At 59.0% G+C, this 19,586-nt stretch carries 20 protein-coding genes; 15 read left to right on the top strand and 5 right to left on the bottom strand.

What is annotated here, in order from left to right:
* Nucleotides 1–99 precede the first annotated feature (99 nt).
* The 7 genes from rnpA to HMPREF2674_RS02250 all read left to right on the top strand — a co-directional run bounded on the left by rnpA (nt 100) and on the right by HMPREF2674_RS02250 (nt 6,116).
* Nucleotides 100–465 (top strand): ribonuclease P protein component, encoded by a 366-nt coding sequence (gene rnpA, locus HMPREF2674_RS02280; RefSeq protein ID WP_049346364.1) that lies wholly within the window; start codon nt 100–102, stop codon nt 463–465.
* Nucleotides 462–935 carry a membrane protein insertion efficiency factor YidD gene (gene yidD / locus HMPREF2674_RS02275; protein ID WP_005504090.1) on the top strand — a complete coding sequence of 158 codons (474 nt, stop codon included), beginning with the start codon at nt 462–464 and terminating at the stop codon, nt 933–935. The genes rnpA and yidD overlap by 4 nt, the downstream gene beginning before the upstream one ends.
* 51 nt (nt 936–986) lie before the next feature.
* Entirely contained in the window at nt 987–1,976 is a 990-nt protein-coding gene (gene yidC / locus HMPREF2674_RS02270) for a membrane protein insertase YidC (RefSeq protein WP_049346361.1), read from the top strand.
* Between the two features lie 105 nt (nt 1,977–2,081).
* The gene (locus tag HMPREF2674_RS02265) at nt 2,082–2,642 is read left to right on the top strand and encodes a Jag family protein (RefSeq protein WP_049332228.1); all 561 of its coding nucleotides are present in this window, start codon (nt 2,082–2,084) and stop codon (nt 2,640–2,642) included.
* 1 nt (nt 2,643) lies between these two features.
* The gene (rsmG, locus tag HMPREF2674_RS02260) at nt 2,644–3,285 is read left to right on the top strand and encodes a 16S rRNA (guanine(527)-N(7))-methyltransferase RsmG (protein ID WP_049332226.1); all 642 of its coding nucleotides are present in this window, start codon (nt 2,644–2,646) and stop codon (nt 3,283–3,285) included.
* A gap of 458 nt (nt 3,286–3,743) precedes the next feature.
* Nucleotides 3,744–4,586 (top strand): ParA family protein, encoded by an 843-nt coding sequence (locus tag HMPREF2674_RS02255; protein WP_070824709.1) that lies wholly within the window; start codon nt 3,744–3,746, stop codon nt 4,584–4,586.
* 261 nt (nt 4,587–4,847) lie between these two features.
* Nucleotides 4,848–6,116 (top strand): ParB/RepB/Spo0J family partition protein, encoded by a 1,269-nt coding sequence (locus HMPREF2674_RS02250; protein ID WP_049346357.1) that lies wholly within the window; start codon nt 4,848–4,850, stop codon nt 6,114–6,116.
* Nucleotides 6,117–6,224: 108 nt separating this feature from the next.
* On the opposite strand, the gene trxA is transcribed toward HMPREF2674_RS02250, so the two are convergent.
* From trxA to HMPREF2674_RS02225, 5 genes are all read right to left on the bottom strand, one after another.
* Nucleotides 6,225–6,551, bottom strand: a complete 327-nt coding sequence (gene trxA, locus HMPREF2674_RS02245) for a thioredoxin (protein WP_049341939.1) — start codon at nt 6,549–6,551, stop codon at nt 6,225–6,227.
* Between the two features lie 53 nt (nt 6,552–6,604).
* Nucleotides 6,605–7,639 (bottom strand): thioredoxin-disulfide reductase, encoded by a 1,035-nt coding sequence (trxB, locus tag HMPREF2674_RS02240; RefSeq protein ID WP_070824708.1) that lies wholly within the window; start codon nt 7,637–7,639, stop codon nt 6,605–6,607.
* A gap of 702 nt (nt 7,640–8,341) precedes the next feature.
* Nucleotides 8,342–9,529, bottom strand: a complete 1,188-nt coding sequence (locus HMPREF2674_RS02235; RefSeq protein ID WP_070824707.1) for a serine/threonine protein kinase — start codon at nt 9,527–9,529, stop codon at nt 8,342–8,344.
* A 123-nt stretch (nt 9,530–9,652) separates the two neighbouring features.
* Nucleotides 9,653–11,317: a murein biosynthesis integral membrane protein MurJ gene (gene murJ, locus HMPREF2674_RS02230; RefSeq protein WP_070824706.1), complete on the bottom strand. Its 1,665-nt coding sequence runs from the start codon at nt 11,315–11,317 to the stop codon at nt 9,653–9,655.
* 95 nt (nt 11,318–11,412) lie between these two features.
* Nucleotides 11,413–11,916: an NUDIX hydrolase gene (locus tag HMPREF2674_RS02225; protein ID WP_049332212.1), complete on the bottom strand. Its 504-nt coding sequence runs from the start codon at nt 11,914–11,916 to the stop codon at nt 11,413–11,415.
* A gap of 115 nt (nt 11,917–12,031) precedes the next feature.
* On the opposite strand from HMPREF2674_RS02225, the gene HMPREF2674_RS02220 reads away from it, so the two are divergent.
* The 8 genes from HMPREF2674_RS02220 to dnaB all read left to right on the top strand — a co-directional run bounded on the left by HMPREF2674_RS02220 (nt 12,032) and on the right by dnaB (nt 19,117).
* A complete protein-coding gene (locus HMPREF2674_RS02220) occupies nt 12,032–13,456 on the top strand; it encodes a CCA tRNA nucleotidyltransferase (protein ID WP_070824705.1) in 1,425 nt (474 codons plus the stop codon).
* Nucleotides 13,457–13,645: 189 nt separating this feature from the next.
* Complete coding sequence (rpsF, locus tag HMPREF2674_RS02215; protein WP_049332208.1) at nt 13,646–13,951, top strand: 30S ribosomal protein S6; 306 nt, start codon at nt 13,646–13,648, stop codon at nt 13,949–13,951.
* Nucleotides 13,952–14,044: 93 nt separating this feature from the next.
* Nucleotides 14,045–14,668: a single-stranded DNA-binding protein gene (locus HMPREF2674_RS02210; protein WP_070824704.1), complete on the top strand. Its 624-nt coding sequence runs from the start codon at nt 14,045–14,047 to the stop codon at nt 14,666–14,668.
* 83 nt (nt 14,669–14,751) lie between these two features.
* The gene (rpsR, locus tag HMPREF2674_RS02205) at nt 14,752–14,988 is read left to right on the top strand and encodes a 30S ribosomal protein S18 (RefSeq protein ID WP_004005948.1); all 237 of its coding nucleotides are present in this window, start codon (nt 14,752–14,754) and stop codon (nt 14,986–14,988) included.
* Between the two features lie 20 nt (nt 14,989–15,008).
* Nucleotides 15,009–15,461 carry a 50S ribosomal protein L9 gene (gene rplI / locus HMPREF2674_RS02200; protein WP_049332204.1) on the top strand — a complete coding sequence of 151 codons (453 nt, stop codon included), beginning with the start codon at nt 15,009–15,011 and terminating at the stop codon, nt 15,459–15,461.
* 192 nt (nt 15,462–15,653) lie between these two features.
* A complete protein-coding gene (locus tag HMPREF2674_RS02195; RefSeq protein ID WP_049346599.1) occupies nt 15,654–15,959 on the top strand; it encodes a hypothetical protein in 306 nt (101 codons plus the stop codon).
* A gap of 788 nt (nt 15,960–16,747) precedes the next feature.
* On the top strand, nt 16,748–17,554 hold the full coding sequence (locus tag HMPREF2674_RS02190; RefSeq protein ID WP_070824703.1) for a class I SAM-dependent methyltransferase: 807 nt from the start codon (nt 16,748–16,750) through the stop codon (nt 17,552–17,554).
* A gap of 207 nt (nt 17,555–17,761) precedes the next feature.
* Nucleotides 17,762–19,117 carry a replicative DNA helicase gene (gene dnaB / locus HMPREF2674_RS02185; protein WP_070824702.1) on the top strand — a complete coding sequence of 452 codons (1,356 nt, stop codon included), beginning with the start codon at nt 17,762–17,764 and terminating at the stop codon, nt 19,115–19,117.
* The last annotated feature ends 469 nt before the right edge of the window (nt 19,118–19,586 follow it).

The raw sequence follows: 19,586 nt of genomic DNA, 5'->3' as shown, positions 1-19,586 counted from the left end.
CCCCGCCGATGCACACGCATCGGCGGGCGAACTATCATTAAGCGTAGAAAATGCGGAGGCCGGCCCTGCCGAGCCTCCCCACCATGTAAAGGGGGAGACGTGCTGCCTCAACGGCACCGAATGCGCACCGGCGCTGAATTCTCCCACGCCTTCCGTTCCGGCATCCGCAGTGGACGCCGGAACATCGTTGTATCTACGGCGAAAAATCCCGGAAAAACAACCCGGGTAGGTTTCATTGTGTCGAAGGCGGTGGGCAACGCAGTCACACGCAACCTGGTCAAGCGCCGGTTGCGTGAACTTGCCGCGCTCACCTGCGCCGCGCATCCGGAAGGGTACGCCATCGCTGTGCGAGCGCTTCCTGCCTCCGCGAGCGCCAGCTGGGATCAGCTACGCCGCGACTACGAATCGGCACTCGAGACCGCGTTCGCTAAGCTCGACCTGCCTCAGAGCAAGGAGAAGCCGTGAGTCGTTCCCAGCGTGACCGCTGTGAAGAACGCTTCCACGCGCATCACAGCGGCACCTATAGCGCATCTGCAGAGACTCTGGGCCCCGACGAGCTGCTGGCACTAGCACCTAACGAATTCGTAAGGCCTGAAACTTTCCTGCAGGCTCTCTACGTTCTACCGCAGAACCTGCTAATCGCGTGCATGAAGGCCTACCGCAAGGTCGTATCCCCCCTCTACGGGGACGTGTGCCGCTACTACCCGACCTGCTCGGCGTACGCCCTGGAGGCGCTGACCACCCACGGTGCGATGGGCGGGCTTTCCCTGACGGTGCGCCGTATTCTGCGGTGTGTTCCCTGGGCGACCGGAGGTATCGACCCAGTCCCGGAGGGGAAGCGTACTTTCGCTCCCGGAGCAGAACCGAAAATTATTCTGCTCAACCACCCCCATCTTTACACCCCTCACACCGGTGGTGACGCCCGCCCTGAGTAGGCGGCGCCTCCCACACAATGACTTAGCCGAGTCCTTAAGGAGTATTCCCGCGTGAATATTTTTGATTTGATTCTTTGGCCGTTTAAATGGATCGTCTCCGTGGTCCTGTGGCTGTTCCACACTCTTTTCACCTCGCTGGGCATGGACCCGGCTTCCGGTCTGACTTGGGTTCTGTGCATCATCTTCCTGACCCTGGTGATGCGTACCCTGACCATCCCGCTGTTCGTCAAGCAGATCAAGGCCATGCGTGGTATGACCGCAATGCAGGGCGATATGGCGAAGCTGCAGGAGAAGTACAAGGGTAAGAAGGACCAGCTCTCCCGCCAGGCCATGGCCCAGGAACAGATGGAAATGTACCGCAAGCACGGTACGAACCCCTTCGCCTCCTGCCTGCCGATTCTGGCTCAGATGCCGATTTTCTTCGGTCTGTACCAGGTGCTGATGGGCGTGCCCACCGCAGCGCAGAATAACCAGGGCGTGCTCATGCTGCCGGCTGAGCTAGTGCATCAGTTCAACGACTCCCAGATTTTCGGTGCTCAGCTCTTCGCGACCATGATGCACCCGGGGGCTGGCGACGCCACCGCGACGGTGATTCAGGCTGCCATCATGATTGTGATGATGAGCGCCACCCAGTTCTACATCCAGAAGCAGCTGAGCGTGAAGAACATGTCGGAGGCTGCTCTGAACTCCCCGATGTTCCGTCAGCAGCAGATGATTATGTACATCTTCCCGATCATCTTCGCTGTTTCCGGTATTAACTTCCCCCTTGGTGTGATGTACTACTGGACCGTCTCGAACCTCTGGTCGTTGGGTCAGCAGTGGTGGGTTATTCGCAACAACCCGACCCCCGGTTCCCAGGCCGAGCGTGAGCTGAACGCCCGCCGTGCGGCGAAGGGCCTGCCCCCGGTGGGTAAGACCCGCGAGCAGCACGAGAAGGACCTGCAGGAGGCGCGTGAGCGTGCCGCAGCCGGTCAGCGCCAGCAGCCGGTGAGTAAGAAGCGCCAGAAGCAGCAGCGCAGTAAGCAAAACGGAAATAAGTAGGCTTTCCACCCATTCGGGCCGGGCTCACGCCGCGTAAGGCGCGGGCCCGGCGCCGTGTATGAGATACTCTGTACCCCCAAACCCCGCATATACCCGAGGATAATCGTGACTGAAGCTATGGAATATGAGGAGCAGCTCGGCGACGAGCAGTTCGTGGATGAGGCCGCCGAAGGCTACGAGGAGATTGACGATATCGAGGAAGAAGGCGATATTGCCGCCGATTACCTCGAAGAGCTCCTAGACATCGCCGACCTGGACGGCGACATTGACATCGAGGTGCGCAATAACCGCATCTATCTTTCGGTCGTCAACGACGACGATGACAACGAAGAGCTGCGCCACCTGGTGGGTCGCCACGGCGAGGTGTTGGATGCTCTGCAGGAGCTGGTACGCCTGTCCGTTCTGGCCGGCAACGGTACCCGTTCGCGCCTGATCCTGGATATCGCAGGTTACCGTGCCGAGCGTCGCGAGTACCTGGAGAAGATTGCCGCCGAGGCTATCGAGAAGGTACGCGCTACCGGCCGCGACGAGCACATGAAGCCGCTGAGCCCCTACGAGCGCAAGGTGGTGCACGATGTGGTAGCCGCCGCCGGCCTGTACAGCGAGTCGGAGGGTGAGGGGCCGCGCCGTCACGTCGTGATTTCTCTCCCCGAGGTAGGAGTCTAAGGTGGAGGAAACGAAGGTAACTCTGAACGAGAATGAGCGCGCCGCCGCCGAGGCTGTGTTCGGTGAGCGCCTGCCTCTGGCAGAGCGCTACGTGCAGCACCTTGCGACGACCGGCATTGAGCGCGGGCTGATTGGTCCCCGCGAGGTTCCGCGTCTGTGGGCTCGCCACGTGCTCAACTGCGCCGTGGTGCAGGAGTATATCGCCCCGAATGTCTCTGTGGCCGATGTTGGCTCGGGTGCCGGTCTGCCCGGCCTGTGCCTGGCGATTGCTCGCCCGGATCTGAAGCTGACCCTGATTGAGCCGCTGGAGCGTCGCGTCATTTGGCTCAACGAGGTTGTCGATGATCTGGGGCTGGAGAACGTGACCGTGATGCGCTCGCGTGCCGAGCAGGCCGTAGGTGCCGTGGATGCGGATGTCGTCACCGCCCGCGCCGTGTCCGCCCTGGTGGGACTGTTGGATATCACCCTGCCGATTCTGCGCGGCACCGGCGAACTGCTGGCTTTGAAGGGTCGTAGCGCCGCTGAAGAAATCACCAAGGCGAAGAAGAAGCTGAATCGCTATGGTGCTCGCGAGACCGAGATTCTGACGGCGGGTGCCGACCTACTGGAGGAGCCGACCACGGTGGTTCGAGTCCGTCTCTAAAAGTTTCATCCTGAATGGACGGTACTGCAATGAGCTAGTGAATATGCTGGCTTACGCGGTACCGCCCATTTTTTGTGTGCAGGTTTGCTGTGTGTGTGCGGCAATTGCATCTGTAGAGTACATAGAATGACCTCTCGCGTGGAGTATTGACCTGATGCCGGGTACCCTTAAGGAAGGATTGAAACCTTAGACTCTTCTACATCAAAGCCTGATGATTCAGTAAGGGGTACTGAGCCCTTCAAAAACCATTCGGGCAGCACCGATGTTTCACGTGAAACATTGCAGGCTTCATCACCTCACGGAGTATGTTTCACGTGAAACATGCTGGGAATAGGCAACGGTAGGGGAGCGGGGAACTAAATCCTCCTCGCGCACGAATACCGCAGAGTATTGCCACACGCGAGGCATCAGACGAAGCATCACCGTAGACACACCACCCGAAATATGGAAGGCACCCGATGACTCACCACGCCCAGAAAGCGGCCGCAGATCTACTCCCCAAGCCTGTGCATACGCGTGTCTTTACCGTGTCGAATCAGAAGGGTGGCGTGGGGAAAACCAGCACCGCCGTCAACCTTGCCGCCGCGCTCGCGGAAGCCGGCCTAAACGTTCTTGTCATCGATAACGACCCGCAGGGTAATGCGTCGACCGCTCTGGGCATTGAGCATGGCGTGGATGCGCCCAGCGTCTATAACGTGCTCATCGAAGATAAGCCTCTCGCCGAGATTGTGCAGGAATGTCCCGATATGCCCGGTCTGTTCTGTGCACCGGCCAACATCGACCTTGCGGGTGCTGAAATTGAGCTGGTCTCTCTCGTGGCGCGAGAGACCCGCCTCAAGAACGCCCTGGTGGACTATACGGAGTGGCGCGAGAAGCAGGGGATGCCTCGCCTCGACTACGTATTTATCGACTGCCCGCCGAGCCTCGGTCTCCTTACCGTGAACGCCTTCGTGGCCGCCGAGGAGATTCTAATTCCGATTCAGTGCGAGTACTACGCCCTCGAGGGTCTGAGTCAGCTGCTCAAGAATATTCAGATGATCCAGAAGCATCTGAATTCGAAGCTTCGCATTAGCACGATTCTGCTCACCATGTATGATGCTCGCACCAACCTGGCCTTCCAGGTGGCGGAGGAGGTGCGTGAGCACTTCCCGCAGGAAACCCTGGGTGTGAAGATCCCTCGCTCCGTGCGTATCTCCGAGGCACCTAGCTACCAGCAGACCGTCATCACGTACGATTCTTCCTCGACCGGCGCCCGCGCTTACCGAGAAGCCGCTAAGGAGCTTTCGGGGCGTTCGGCTTGATTTAATTTTTGAATACGCGGTTTATTATTGCCGCCTATATTTTAGACATCCCCTCCGCATCTCTTTTGAGGCGTGTGGAGGGGATGCTTTTGCTGGCAATAAGCTGAAATTTTTAAAAAACACCCTATATAAGTTTTATATTTGATATATTTTGAAATTTTTGGATGCCCCTTAAACCACTCCCTGAATGTCGCACGATTCGTCTACACTAGATAAAGAAGCAATATGAACGGACTCATCCGGGAGTCCAAAGGAGTGACGATGGCTGAGAAGCGACGTGGTTTGGGTCGTGGTCTGGGGGCCCTGATTCCCCAGAGTACGAAGAATTCTGGAAGCGCCGAGAAGAAGGCGGCCGAACGAGAGGTAGTGCCCGAGGTTAGTCAGCACTCGAAGGCGCCCGCTCCCGCTCTCGCAGACGAGCCTATGAGCGATGGCCTGTTTGAGATGGCCCACGAGGCGAAGCCTGAGAAGCCCCACCGAGCACCCAAACACGAGGCTCCCGAACCTCCCTCCGAACCTCTTCAGCCTGAGTCTAACCATGCCGATTCGACGCATGATGTTTCACGTGAAACATCGAAGAAGAAGTCTCGCGTCGATATGGGTGCGGCCCTGCGCAATACGACCCTGACCCGCCGCCCGGTGGATTTCTTCTTCGGCGAGGATGTCCCCGTTCCCGGTGCAAGCGAGCAGGAGCAGTCCGATCTGGTGCCGGTGCCCGGTGCGCAGTTTGCAGAGCTCAACGTGCGCGATATTCACCCTAACCGCAAACAGCCGCGAACCGATTTCGATGAGCAGGACATGGAGGAGCTCATCCATTCGGTGCGTGAGATTGGTGTCTTGCAGCCCATCGTGGTGCGTCCCTCCCGCGAGCGCGGGGCAGAGAAGTACGAGCTGGTCATGGGTGAACGCCGTTGGCGCGCAACCCAGGCTGCCGGCCTCTCGACGATTCCCGCGATTATTCGTGAGACCGATGATGAAGACCTGCTACGTGACGCCCTGCTGGAAAACCTGCACCGCAGTCAGCTGAACCCCATTGAAGAGGCAGCGGCATACCAGCAGCTCATGGAGGAGTTCGACACTACTCAGGAGCAGCTCGCCAAGCGCATAGGCCGTTCCCGCCCCCAGATTTCGAACACGATTCGCCTGCTGAAGTTGCCCGCCCTGGTGCAGCGTCGCGTTGCCGCCGGGATTCTCTCTGCTGGCCATGCCCGCGCCCTCCTGGCGCTGAGTGACCAGGGACAGATTGAGACCGTCGCTCAGAAGGTCGTGAATGAAGGGCTGTCGGTGCGCGCCACCGAGGAGCTCGTGGCTGCCACCTCCGGTGCGGAGGCACCCAAAGTGCGTAAGGCTCCCCGGCCGCAGAAGCATCGCGAGCGCCTGGATTACATTGCGGAGGCCTTCGCTGATAAGCTCGATACCTCCGTGAAGATTTCTCTGGGTGCCCGCAAGGGTAAGATGACGATTGAGTTCGCCAATGTGGAAGATTTGAACCGCATCATCCGTGTTCTGGATTCTGATTTCTCCGGGTAACATCCTTTGAAAATCGCTTATAACAGCTGATTTCAGTTGAATATATGAAAATCCCCCGGTGATGTTTCACGTGAAACATCACCGGGGGATTTCTGTAGTCTCTTGAGGTTAGCCCAGGTGCTCGGAGAACTCAGCCAGCAGAGCGGGCTTCGTCTTAGCACCTACGGTCTTCTTGACGACCTCGCCACCCTTGAAAAGGTAGATGGCGGGAATAGAGGTAATGCCGTACTTCATAGCGGTATCGCCACTTGCCTCAACATCCACCTTGACCACGTCGACCTGACCGGCGTACTCGCCGGCAATCTCGTCAATCACGGGGCCAACCATGCGACAGGGGCCGCACCATTCAGCCCAGAAGTCCACGATAACGGGCTTGTCGTTCTTTAGAACCAGTTCGTCAAAAGTGGCATCAGTTGCCTGCTGTGCACTGCTCACGGAGTGCTCCTTTCTGACACGGGGCGGATTCCCCAGCGAGTAATACGAATAGTTTAGAGGTTTTCGAGGTAGTGCTGCGCGTCCAGAGCGGCAACAGCACCGGAACCGGCAGCAATAATTGCCTGGCGGTAGGTCGGGTCAATCACGTCACCGGCAGCGAAAACGCCGGGAACGGAAGTCTTCGAGGAACGACCCTGAACCGCGATGGTGTGGTTCTCGGTAATCTCCAGCTGGTCACGTACCAATTCCACGCGAGGATCGGAGCCAATAGCGATGAACAGGCCCTGAACAGCCAGCTGACGCTCAGAACCGTCCTTGGTGTTGGTCAGGGTAATCGACTCGAGGTTGCTCTCGCCGTGAACGGCGGTGACAGCCGAATTCCAGACAACCTCAATCTTCGGGTTGTTGAACACGCGGGTCTGCATGATTTCCGAAGCGCGGAAAGAATCACGGCGGTGCACCAGGTACACCTTAGATGCGAAGGTCGTCAGGAACAGTGCCTCCTCCAGTGCGGAGTCGCCGCCGCCGACCACTGCGATTTCCTTGTCCTTGAAGAAGAAGCCATCGCAGGTTGCGCACCAGGAGACGCCGTAACCGGAGAGTCGGTCTTCGCCCTCAATGTTGAGCTTACGGACCTGAGAACCGGTGGTCATGATGACGGTCTTCGCCAGGTGAACGGCGCCGTCAGCGGTGTAGACCTTCTTCACGTCGCCGGTGAGTTCAACCTTCTCCACGTCCTGGTAGCGGATGTCAGTGCCGAAACGCTCAGCCTGCTGACCGATGTTCTCCATCAGCTCGGGGCCCTGGATGCCCTGAATGAATCCGGGGAAGTTCTCCACCTCGGTGGTGTTCATGAGGGAGCCGCCGGGTGCCAGGGAACTGGCGAAGAGTACGGGCTTCAGTTCGGCGCGCGCAGCGTAAATTGCCGCGGTGTAGCCGGCGGGGCCGGAGCCCACAATAATGACGTTGTGGACGGTTGTGTCGGCCTCAACCTCGGCAGCCGGTGCGGCTTTGGTGGCGGGTGCGGATGCGAGGTTCAGATTGCCTAGGGCGGAGCCTCCGAAGAGGCCTCCCAGATTCTCAGTCATCAGATATGTCTTTCCGTTGTAGGTCTTTCGTTCTGCTCCTATAACAGGGCTTTATCCTCGATTATTCCATTTTTTGGGGACCCTTATCCAGATACTCCGCGCACTGTGAATCTTTGAGTAGCCACCCTGCCATAAAGAGTCATAAAAGGACATCAAAATGGCCAGGATTTCATGCCAAAAGAGACCTATAACGGCCATCGCTACATTGCCGAAAAAACATGGATGCTTTATATCCGTGGCTAGATTTAGGGAGATGGTCCCGGTAGGATAGTCGGGCGATTATACGAGGGCGATATTGGTGGGTGTGTCGTGTAGTCAAAGTACAACATCTACCAATTCTCTGCGCTTTGCACAGGGGGAGAGGCAAAAATGAACAACAACCCTCATACGGCTCAGCCCCGACACCGTAAGAATCACTTGAGCAATCTTGGGGCTACTCTGCGAGATCTTGGAGATTTCATCAAAGCTAGCCGCTACGTCCTGGTCCAGCTCTCCATGCTTTTCTTTACCGTAGAGGGGCTTTTGAGGATGCTGCCGTAATTACGAGGCCCGCGCTAGAGACGAAATCAACCGTGCCTTTCAAATAGGAGATGGCTTTCTCTTAACTACATCAAAAGGGCGGGGCTTCCGAACCGTTAGTTCAGAAGCCCCGCCCTTGTGTCTGGGGTGCAAGCGCTCTGTCGGCGTTGCGTTATGGGTTGATTAGTCCACCTTGATCTCGTTGATGCGCAGGCCGTAATTCCAAACTCCAATCGGCAGGGAGAGGCGGGGCAGCTCGTTGACCACGATAATCACGTAGGCACCCTTTTCTGCGCTCTGCTTTGAGGTATCCAGGTTCACGACCGCATCCTTGCCCTCGAAGGTGCCCTTACCAACCTCAACCGCACCGCTCAGGGATGCGGAGCTGTTGGTGTAGACGGTGAAGGAACCGCCGGTGCCGGTGTTCTGCTGGATGGTCAGCTTGGAGACGACGGTGGGGGTCTGCAGCTTCAGTGCCAGGCCGAATTCCTTGATGGTGCCGGCGTAGTTGGCGGTGCCGAAGCCGTAGCTGATCCATGCGGTGTTGGCGTTACCGTCGGTCAGGTTCGGAATCAGGGAGTCCATGTCGCTCATGAACGTGGGTTCCGAGGGAGCGAAACGCGCCACGGATGCGATCTTCGCGGGTGCGTTCGAGGCCTTGGCGGTCGGGGTGGCTGAGGGGGAGGCCTCGGCGCTGGCCGTCTCGCTGGCCGAAGCCTTCGGGGTGTGCGGTGCAGCTGCCTGGTTGGAGCCGATAGCGCCCAGAGAGGTCAGCACACCACCCGCGACGATGACCAGTAGCAGGACGGCGGCCAGAGCGACGGCCCAGGTACCGCGGCTACCGCCTTCGTCTTCGTCCTCCTCCTCTTCGTAGATGCTGGCGGGCTCGGAGTAGGCGGTCACGGCGCTGCTCTCGCCGGAGTTCCAGCTCTTGGAGGCGCTGATGGTTTCCTGGCTGGCGGTGCCGGAGGAGACCTTCTCGTAGGAATTGGGGGAGCGCTCCGCATCGGAGTCGCCGAAGATTTCGGTGCCCAGTGCATCCTCCGCGTTGGAGAGCGCATGGTTCTCGACGAGAAGGGTATCGAGAAGGGTATCCGGGCGGGTGTGCGAGGTGACCAGGTAGCGGCTTCCCTCGGGGGTGATGCCCAGATCGAGAATCTGAATGTTGCCTCGGGAGTTGGTGGCAAGCGCGCGGGAGTTGGCCTCCAGCAGGGCGCTGCGGTTGGGCGAGGCGACGACGATTGAGACCTTGCGGTTAAGGATCTGGTCGATGCCTTCGAGCACCATATCGGACTCTGCCGTAATGATGATGTGGGCGGTAATTTCGTAGCGGCCGCCGAGGACCGATCCGACCGGAATCTGTTGCGACAACGTGTTCTCCCGAGGTGGTTTCAAAGTGCCTGCCGTGTGGCGGGCTCTGCTAATAGATTCTACCCGGCTTTGCAATAGGCCGTGGCTGAGTGATAGTTCGTGGCGTGCTGGGCGCCTGCGGGCCTAGCGGCGGGCCAGGCGTTCGAGCTTGGATGTGATGGGTGCCAAAAGTGCGTTAGCTTCCTTGACGCGGAAGATCTGCACGCCCGCCAGGTAGGCAAGGCCCATGACTGAGCCGCAGATTACCAGCGTGATAATCGCGGTGATCTTGGAGGACCACGCGAAGCCGTCAAGCTGGTATCCGCCGAGCAGCCACAGGGCGATGGCGGCAATGGCGCCGGCAAAGAGCGATGCGAGAATCGTGCGCGCATAGACGCTGACGATGCCGCGCTGGCCGTAGTAGCCGAGACGGCGGCGCACCATGTAGTGGCTGATGAACATGAGCAGAATGTTGTGGATGGGGTAAATCCAAGCGAGCATGTACACGGTGTACTGGGCGTCGAGCATGGAGGCTGCGAAGCTCATGACGACCATGATGATGGCGGAGTACACCTGGATACGGAAGGGCGTGCGCGCGTCTTCGCGAGCGTAGAGCACGCGGCTGTAGAGGTAGTTGATGGTGAGCGTGGGGGTGCCGAGCGCGGTGATGACGATGAGGCGGGCGATGATGGTGGCCGCAATGGGGTCGCCACCGCTGAATAGCACGGCGATGGGGCCGGCCAGCACGATGAGTCCGACCATGCAGAAGACGGTGGCAACGGCTGCGTTACGCAGGCCGTGAGAGAGCGCGTAGATGACGCTGTCGTTATCGTCGGCGATGGCTGAGGCGCTCATACGGTTAAAGAGCACGGTGGCGATGGAGATGCCGATAACGCCGTGCGGCAGCATGTACAGCATGGAGGCGTAGTTGAGGGCCTGCAGACCCGGAATCTGGATGCCCATGGCGGCGTAGTGCTCGCGCTGACCGACGATGCCTGCAGCAACCTTGGTCATGTAGAGGAAGGCCAGGTTGGAGATGATACCGGAGGCGAGGGTCCACGCGGCGAGCTTGGAGGCTGCGCGCAGGCCGATGCCGCGCCACGCGAAATCGGGCTTGAGTCGCAGGCCGAGTCGGCGCAGGGGGATGAAGAGTACGAGCGCCTGCATAACCACGCCGAGGGTCGAGGAACCGGCGAGCACGAGGGTTTGTGCGTTGGTCCAGTTGTCTACGGTGTGGATTGGGTTGGGGTTGGGGGTCTGCGCTCCGAAGAGGAAGATGAAGAGGAACAGCGACAGGATGGTGATGACGTTGTTCAGCACGGGCGACCACATGTACGCGCCGAAGGCGTCCTTCGCGTTGAGCACCTGCCCAATGACGGTGTAGAGGCCGTAGAAGAAGATCTGGGGTAGACACCAGAGTGAGAAGATGAAGCCGAGCTGTCGCTGTTCGGGGGTCCATCCCGAGCCCATGACGCTGATGATGGGCCAGGCGCAGGCGACGGTGATGAGCGTGACCAGGCCGATGGCGGTGACGGTGAGCGTGACGAGCTTGGAGATGTAGCGTGCGCCGCCGTCCTGAGCCTTGGCTGCCTTGATGATTTGGGGCACGAGAACCGCGTTGAACACGCCGCCGGCAACGAGCACGTAGATGAGGTTGGGGAGGGTGTTCGCGGTTTCGAAGACGTCACCGACGGTAGAGAGCGAACCGATAGCGACGGTGAGCAGGATGGTCTTGACGAATCCGAGGATGCGCGAGACGAGCGTACCTGCGGCCATGATTGCGCTTGAGCGGGCGTCGGTTCGTGCCACGTGTCTCTCCTGTGTTGGCGGTGATGGTCGGTCGGATGTCTTCGGGCCTCTGTCCGGCTACCTTCGGGATGTCGCCCCGAAGGCTTGCCGGGACGTTAGAGGTGGGTGGTGATGTATTCGCTGGCGCTACGGGCGATGTGCTGCTCGTTGGCGAACGAGAGGCGGGTGGGCAGCTCGGCGAGGGGGACCCACGCGACGTCGATGGCTTCGTGATCGGGGTCGTTGTCGATGCTGAGTTCGCCGCCGGTTGCCGCGAAGAGGTAGTGGTGCACGGTCTTGTGGATGCGCAGCCCGTTGGAGGTGAACCAGTAGGCGATGGTGCCGAGGGAGGCTACGGGGTAGCCGGTGATTCCGGTTTCTTCGGCGATTTCGCGTCCGGCTGCTTCAACTCGGGTTTCGCCGCGTTCGATGTGTCCCTTGGGCAGGCACCATTCGCGCTGACCGGTGCGGTTGATTCGGGCGATGATGGCCGCGGGGAGTTCTTCGGGCCGGTCGAAGTCGATGATGAGCCCTCCGGCGGATACTTCTTCGGGGGCCGGTACCGGGCGCGCGGGCGCGGCGAAGCGCGTTTTGGGTGCGCGGGGTACGGGAATGCTCATGGTTCTACCTTAACTGATGGAAGAGGGTTTTGGCGCTTCGGGGCGGGGTGATGTGGGCATCCCGTGCGGCGCGGGGTGGTCGTGGAGGCGTTTTATCTGGCACGATTAAAGGATTATGTCGCTGATTATTGATGTTGAGTCGAAGTACCCGGATGCCGCCGAGCTGGGAGAGCTGTACCGTGCGGCGGGGTTTGAGCTGTACCTGGTGGGCGGTATTGTCCGCGACAACCTGCTGGATGACGGCGGCCATTTCACCGATTTTGATTTGACGACGGACGCCACCCCGGAGCAGAGCGAGCAGATTTTGCGCGCGTGGGGTGAGCACACGTGGGATATCGGCAAGGAGTACGGCACGATTAGCGCCCGCAAGAACGGCGTGGTGTACGAGGTGACGACCTACCGTGCCGAGGTGTACGTGTCCGATTCGCGGAAGCCGACGGTGCAGTTCGGTACCGATTTGAGCACCGACCTGGTGCGTCGCGATTTCACGATTAACGCGATGGCCGCGGCTTTGCCGAGCGGCGAGGTGGTTGATCTTTTCGGCGGCGTGGAGGATTTGCGTGAGGGCGTTCTGCGTACCCCGCGCTCGCCGCAGGAGTCTTTTTCAGAGGATCCGTTGCGCATGATGCGTGCGGCTCGTTTCGCGGCTCGTTTTAATCTGCGCGTGGCCCCGGAGGTTTTCGAGGCGATGCGCGAGATGGCCGGCCGCATCGAGATCATTTCTGCGGAGCGTGTGCGCGATGAGCTGGTGAAGCTGATTGATGCGGATTACCCGCGGGTGGGTTTGAACCTGCTGGTGGATACCGGCCTGGCGGATTATGTGTTGCCGGAGCTTCCCGCGCTGCGCATGGAGATGGATCCGGCGCATCACCATAAGGATGTGTACGAACATTCGCTGAAGGTGCTGGAGCAGGCGATGGAGAAGGAGACGGACGAGGACGGCCCGTGCCCTGCCCCGGATTTTATTCTGCGTTTTGCGGCGTTGATGCACGATATCGGCAAACCGAAGACCCGCAAGTTTGAGAAGGACGGCTCCGTCTCGTTCCTGCACCACGAGGTGGTGGGCGCGAAGATGGTGAAGAAGCGTATGCGCGCCCTGCGTTTTGATAACGACACGATTAAGGCTGTGGCCCGCCTGGTGGAGCTGCACATGCGTTTCTACGGCTACCGCGAGTCGGGCTGGACCGATTCGGCGGTGCGCCGCTACGTGCGCGATGCGGGGGATCAGTTGGAGCGTCTGCACCGGGTTTCCCGCTCCGATGTGACGACCCGTAATCGTCGCCTGTCGCGCTCGCTGGCTGCGGCGTACGACGATTTGGAGCGGCGTATTGCCGAGCTGGCGGCTCAGGAGGAGCTGGATTCGATCCGTCCCGATCTGGACGGCGGCCAGATTATGCAGATTCTGGGGATTGCGCCGGGTCCGGTGGTGGGTGAGGCATACAAATTCCTGCTGAACCTGCGCCTGGACGAGGGCTCGCTTCCCGAGGAAGAAGCGAAGGCGCGCCTCCTGCAGTGGTGGGAGCAGCGCCGGGGGGCGTAGCTTCTGAGGTGTCGGTACCGCATCGCATGGTTGAGCTCACGCGGTGCGGTACTGTTGCATCCGCCCAGCGTGGTGTATTGTTAAGAAATCTATGCGTGTTCCCCACCCGGTGTGCTTCACGTATAGGGCACAATGAATCTCCTGCTATGGAAATCCCATAGCCGTTTAGCCCAAAGGAGGGGTTTAATCATGCGTGCATACGAACTGATGGTTATCCTCAGCCCCGAGGTTGAGGACCGTGCGGTTGAGCCGTCGCTGTCCAAGTTCCTCGAGATCGTCACCAACGAGGGCGGTTCTATCGACAACGTCGATATCTGGGGCCGTCGCCGTCTGGCATACGAGATCCAGAAGAAGTCCGAGGGTATCTACGCAGTGGTGAACTTCACCGCTACCCCCGAGACCGCAGCTGAGCTCGATCGTGTTCTGAACCTGAACGAGTCCGTCATGCGTACCAAGATCATCCGCCCGGAGGATCAGAAGATCTCCAGCAAGTAGTTGCGCCCTCCAGTGGCCGACTCTCTAAAAATGTCAGGGGGTTGCGCTGTACTGGAATCAACACACTTGTAACTCTTATCGAGGAGGCATCTTATGGCAGGCGATACCGTTATTACCGTTATCGGTAATCTGACGAGCGATCCGGAGCTCCGTTACACCCCCGCGGGTGCTGCGGTTGCTAACTTCACGATCGCGTCGACTCCGCGTTCGTTCAACCGTCAGACCAACCAGTGGGAGGACGGGGAGACCCTGTTCCTGCGTGCGTCGGTGTGGCGTGGTTACGCTGAGAACGTTGCGGAGACCCTGAAGAAGGGTACCCAGGTTATCGCACAGGGCCGTCTGAAGTCCCGCTCGTACGAGACCAAGGAAGGCGAGCGTCGTACCTCGTTTGAGCTTGAGGTCGAGGAAATCGGCCCGACTCTGCGTTTTGCTACCGCACAGGTGACTCGCGCACAGCGTTCTGCCGGAGGTAACTTCGGCGGAGGTGCGCAGGGTGGCTTTGGCGGCGGGTACAACGCCCCTGCTCAGGGCGGTTACTCCGCTCCGCAGCAGAATAATTTCGCGGCTCCCCAGGGTAATGGTTACTCCGGTCAGACCGGTTACTCCGCTCCGGCTGCTCCTGCAGCCCCGGCAGCTCCCGCTGCTGATCCGTGGAGTTCCCAGTCCGGCGGTAACTATGATTGGGGTAGCGGCGCCGACGATGAACCTCCGTTCTAAGCCGGTTTCGTTTTCCGAATAGTAATTTATCAATCCATCCCGCGGTTATCCGCCGCGGGCTCCCAACTCTAAGGAGCACCACGATGGCTAAGGCTGAAATCCGTAAGCCCAAACCGAAGCAGAACCCCCTCAAGGCTGCTGACGTCACCGTTATTGACTACAAGGACGTCGCACTTCTGCGCAAGTTCATCTCCGACCGCGGCAAGATCCGCGCTCGCCGCGTGACTGGCGTGACCGTTCAGGAGCAGCGCAAGATCGCTCAGGCTATTAAGAACGCCCGCGAAGTTGCTCTGCTGCCCTACTCCGGCGCTGGCCGCTAAAGAGAAGGAGAGACAGTAACATGGCTAAGATCATTCTGACTCAGGAAGTTTCCGGCCTCGGTGCAGCTGGCGATGTTGTCACCGTTAAGGACGGCTACGCACGTAACTACCTGCTGCCCCGCGGTTTCGCCGTGACCTGGACCCAGGGTGGCGAGAAGCAGGTTGAGTCCATCCGCGCCGCTCGTGCGGCTCGCGCTAAGGCTTCTCTGGAAGAGGCTCAGGCACTTGCTGCGTCCCTGGCTGCTAAGCCGGTTGTCGTTGCACACAAGGCTGGCGCTGACGGCCGCCTGTTCGGTACCGTCAAGGCTGACGCTATTGCTGAGGCTATTGAGGCTGCTGGCATTGGCTCCGTTGACAAGCGCACCATCCACCTGGGTTCCGCTATCAAGCGCACCGGTGAGTACAAGGTGACTGTCCGCCTGCACGCTGACGTTGTTGCTAACGTTGTCCTGGACGTCGTTGCTGCTGCGTAAGTAGTTTTGAGGTTTTCGTGCTGAGGCACTGAAAAACCGTAACGGGGTGTTCTTCCTTCGGGAGGAGCACCCCGTTTGCTGTACCCGCCTCGGTGCATGTTTCACGTGAAACATTGACCCTGTGGGCGCACACTCTAACCCGTGGGAGCGATGGATGCGACGTAGGTCGGCAGACCCCGTAGACTGGTAGACATGGCTAAATCTTTATCGCGTATGTCCTCAAGCGCCCAGCTTCTGATGACCGGCGTCATTCTGGAGGGTGTGAACCTACTGCTGTGTGCCCTGGCGCTTGTTCCAATGGCGGACGCTAACCTCGCTACGACTCTGCTGCTGCTTTTTCTGATCGTTGGTGGTTTGGGGTCCAGCATTGCGGTGGTATGTGCCCTGGTGGGTTTGGTGAAGTTCCGTCGCTTTCGCTGGGCTAATATCCTCCTGCTCTTGGTGTCTATCGTGACGAATCCGCTGCTTGTACTCACCCTGTACGTGAGCGCTTCCTAGCCCTGGGCGCGGCGTACATGGTTTCTCTCGGATGACTCTCTGCGCCTCTCAGCGTTCTACGGGTCTTCTCCCAGCTGCTTTCCAGCTAAAATCAACCCTCCCGTAAGGTTCGCGGTGTTTACTATAAGTGTTGGTTCGAGAGGACTGCGATGTGAATGTGTGTGTTTCGTGTAGCGGGGAGGCCCGCTCGCGAAAGAAGAAAGGCAAGGCAACAGCGCCTTGCCTTTCTTCTTTTAACGCGACCGGTTTCTACGGGCGGTTTCGTTAAGTACCGATGGGTCTCCTTACCCCTGCCCAAAGGCTCGTCCTGGAATGCGCTTTGGAGGCGACGTTTATTCCGATTTCCCCTTGTGGGACCCGCTCCTGTGTGTGCTCGATTTTTTGGTGCCAACGGAGCATCTGAGTCTCTCAGTTATTCCCAGCTTTCTTCCAGCTTTAACCTACAGGGAATAAAGGTTTACACGTAATACTTTATATAGATGGTTCGAGAGGGCCATCAGAAAGTTGGACTTTCCTTGCGGAAGTGGCTCTGATTTTCGTATGTATGTGTGTGTGATGAGACTGGGGTTGAACCGAGAGGTTCGGCTCCAGTTTCTGTTTAACCACTCAACGGTGTATCACTCAATGGCGCAGCATTGAGCGTGACCCTTTGTGCTCACGCGGCACGCCGTAACAAAGGGTATCCATACCCTCGCATAACGTCACATTTCCTTTCTTGGGTGTCGCGGGTCTAGAATTAGGAAATATTAATCTTGCATATTAGATACAAATATTGAGGAGTTATCACCGTGTCTAAGACCCCTTCAGTCCCCGGCACCGATCGTCCTGCCGATAAGGCCGCGGGCCACTGGCTGCTCGCACAGCTGGGCAAGAAGGTTCTGCGTCCCGGTGGCCGTGAAACCACCAACTGGCTGCTGGCTCGCGCTCTGGGCGGCGACATTGACGTCGTGGAGTTTGCCCCGGGCCTGGGTATTACCGCCCTGGAGATTGTGAAGCGTTCCCCGAAGAGCTACACCGGTGTGGATCTCGACCCCAAGGCCGCCGAAATTGTTACCGAGCGCATTGGTGCGGCGAATAAGCCGAACTACCGCGTGGTGAACGCCAGCGCACAGGAGACCGGCCTGCCTTCCGAGAGCTACGACGCCGTGGTGGGCGAGGCAATGCTGACCATGCAGACCGATAAGCACAAGCTGGAGATCATGCGCGAGGCAGCCCGCCTGCTGCGTCCGGGTGGCTACTACGCTATTCACGAGATGTCGCTGATTCCCGATTACCTGCGCCCCGAGCTGAAGGAAGAGATTCAGAAGGACCTGGCCCGCACCATCCGCGTGAACGCCCGCCCGCTGACCCGCGCGGAGTGGACCGCCCTGGCTGAGGAGGCAGGCTTCGAGGTGCTGGACGTGTATCAGACCGATATGGCTCTGCTGGAACCCAAGCGCCTGCTGGCCGATGAGGGCCCCGCCGGCGTTGCAAAGATTGCGTTCAACCTGGCGCGTAAGCCGCAGATTCGTGAGCGTGTGCTGGGTATGCGCGGCGTGTTCCGCCGCCATGCCGATCATATCGGTGCTATCGGCCTGATTCTGCGTAAGAAGTAGTTCACGCACGATTCGTAGCGCTCCCGAGAGATTCGGAGGAACGGTGGGGTGGCTACCCGAATGAGGGTAGCCACCCCACCGTCGCTTATATACCCGTGTTTACACTCCGGGAGGCTAGAGTGGTTGCGGGTACCTCATAATGGAGAGGTAGAGTTTTTGCCCGGGCGAGGTGCCCGGGCCTCCAGGGTTTCGGGTGAATGAGGTTTTATGTCTGAGTCTTCGGTGGATTACGGTTCCCGCACGATGCCCCATGACGATGTGGCCGAGCAGTCTGTGCTGGGCGGCATGCTCCTGTCGAAGGATGCTATTGCGGACGTCGTGGAGAGCCTGCGTGCTTCGGACTTCTATAAGCCGGCGCACGAGACGATTTACGAGGCGATTCTGTCGCTGTACGGCCACGGTAGCCCCGCGGACGCGATTACGGTTGCCGACGAGCTGAAGAAGCGCGGCGAGCTGACTCGTGTGGGTGGCGCGGCGTATCTGCACACTCTGATTGCGTCGGTGCCCACCGCTGCGAATGCTCAGTACTATGCCGAAATCGTGAAGGAGCACGCGATTATGCGCCGCCTGATTGAGGCGGGTACTAAGATTGCGCAGCTGGGTTACGCCAACGAGACCGAGGTGGACGCACTCGTGGATCAGGCGCAGGCGGAGATTTACGCGGTGACCGATGGCAACGCGAAGGAAGACTACGTGTCCTTCTCTGAGGCCTTGGAAGCGACGATGCGCGAGATTGACGCAAACTCGAACCGCCCCGATGGCGTGTACGGCGTGCCGACTGACTTCATCGAGCTTGATGAGCTGACCGGTGGCCTGCACGGTGGCCAGATGATTGTGATTGCGGCTCGTCCGGGTGTGGGCAAGTCGACCCTGGCCTTGGATATTGCGCGTTCGGCGGCTATTCACCACCACATGGCAACGGTTTTCTTCTCTCTGGAGATGAGCCGTACCGAGCTGGCCATGCGTATTCTCTCCGCAGAGGGCAAGATTTCAATGGGTCGTCTGAAGAAGGGCGATCTGGACACCGAGGGCTGGACGAACCTGGCGACTCTGCAGGGCCGTATTGATTCTGCCCCTCTCTTTATTGATGATTCGCCGAATATGACTCTGATGGAGATCCGTGCGAAGTGCCGTCGTCTCAAGCAGCGTAACGATTTGAAGCTTGTGGTGCTGGACTACCTGCAGCTGATGAGCTCGGGCAAGAAGGTGGAGTCCCGTCAGCAGGAAGTCTCGGAGTTCTCCCGTAGCCTGAAGCTTCTGGCTAAGGAGCTGGATGTTCCGGTGATTGCACTTTCGCAGTTGAACCGTGGTTCGGAGCAGCGCACCGATAAGCGTCCGATGGTGTCGGACCTGCGCGAGTCGGGTTCTATCGAGCAGGATGCGGATATGGTGATTCTGCTGCACCGCGAGGATATGTATAACCCCGATAGCGATCGCGTGGGTGAGGCCGACATGATTATCGCGAAGCACCGCGGTGGCCCGACCCGTACAATTCCCCTGGCCTTTAGCGGTAAGTACTCACGCTTCAATAACATGGCCAATGAGGCTCCTCCGCAGTATTAGACTTTGAAAGCCCCTGTTCCCGTTGCTGAGTGCTCGGTAGCTCGAGCTTCGTCTGGGAGCAGGGGGTTTTGGCCTACCCACTGTTTATTTCTCCGGGGATAACTGACGTAGGGGAGGAAGCACGGGCGCGGGGATGGAGCGGCGAAGGTATATGGGGGTTCTTGCTTTTCCCTGTCTTTGTCTGGGTTCCGAGGCTCATGAGGGGCCCCGAAGGGGTCTTTTACCCCTGCTTAAAAATTTTTTTGGCCTTCTTTGGAATCAATATATCGTTCTGACTAGGTTATTTATTGAGATAAGCCACCCAAAGGGCGCAATGTGGCCTTATTTGTGTTCTACTTCACCCGTATTCGGGTTGCGGGCCCGTACTCGGGTCTGTATAGTTGTATGAGTCGCCGCGGCGAGGAGGAAAAAACGAAGAACTTCTTCGGTGTTTCTCCTGGTCGGAAGCGGTTTTGACAGGTTTTCAATT

Source organism: Rothia sp. HMSC062F03 (genome assembly GCF_001836905.1).
Classification (GTDB): Bacteria; Actinomycetota; Actinomycetes; order Actinomycetales; family Micrococcaceae; genus Rothia; species Rothia mucilaginosa_A.
This window is presented reverse-complemented; position numbering and strand designations above follow the sequence as displayed.

Excerpts from the sequence above, each read along its gene's own strand:
- dnaB (WP_070824702.1), top strand. The coding sequence starts at position 17,762 with ATGTCTGAGTCTTCGGTGGATTACGGTTCCCGCACGATGCCCCATGAC.
- rpsR (WP_004005948.1), top strand. The coding sequence starts at position 14,752 with ATGGCTAAGGCTGAAATCCGTAAGCCCAAACCGAAGCAGAACCCCCTC.
- HMPREF2674_RS02225 (WP_049332212.1), bottom strand. The coding sequence starts at position 11,916 with ATGAGCATTCCCGTACCCCGCGCACCCAAAACGCGCTTCGCCGCGCCC.
- HMPREF2674_RS02255 (WP_070824709.1), top strand. The coding sequence starts at position 3,744 with ATGACTCACCACGCCCAGAAAGCGGCCGCAGATCTACTCCCCAAGCCT.
- HMPREF2674_RS02220 (WP_070824705.1), top strand. The coding sequence starts at position 12,032 with ATGTCGCTGATTATTGATGTTGAGTCGAAGTACCCGGATGCCGCCGAG.
- HMPREF2674_RS02210 (WP_070824704.1), top strand. The coding sequence starts at position 14,045 with ATGGCAGGCGATACCGTTATTACCGTTATCGGTAATCTGACGAGCGAT.
- HMPREF2674_RS02250 (WP_049346357.1), top strand. The coding sequence starts at position 4,848 with ATGGCTGAGAAGCGACGTGGTTTGGGTCGTGGTCTGGGGGCCCTGATT.
- rpsF (WP_049332208.1), top strand. The coding sequence starts at position 13,646 with ATGCGTGCATACGAACTGATGGTTATCCTCAGCCCCGAGGTTGAGGAC.
- trxB (WP_070824708.1), bottom strand. The coding sequence starts at position 7,639 with ATGACTGAGAATCTGGGAGGCCTCTTCGGAGGCTCCGCCCTAGGCAAT.
- HMPREF2674_RS02195 (WP_049346599.1), top strand. The coding sequence starts at position 15,654 with ATGGCTAAATCTTTATCGCGTATGTCCTCAAGCGCCCAGCTTCTGATG.
- rplI (WP_049332204.1), top strand. The coding sequence starts at position 15,009 with ATGGCTAAGATCATTCTGACTCAGGAAGTTTCCGGCCTCGGTGCAGCT.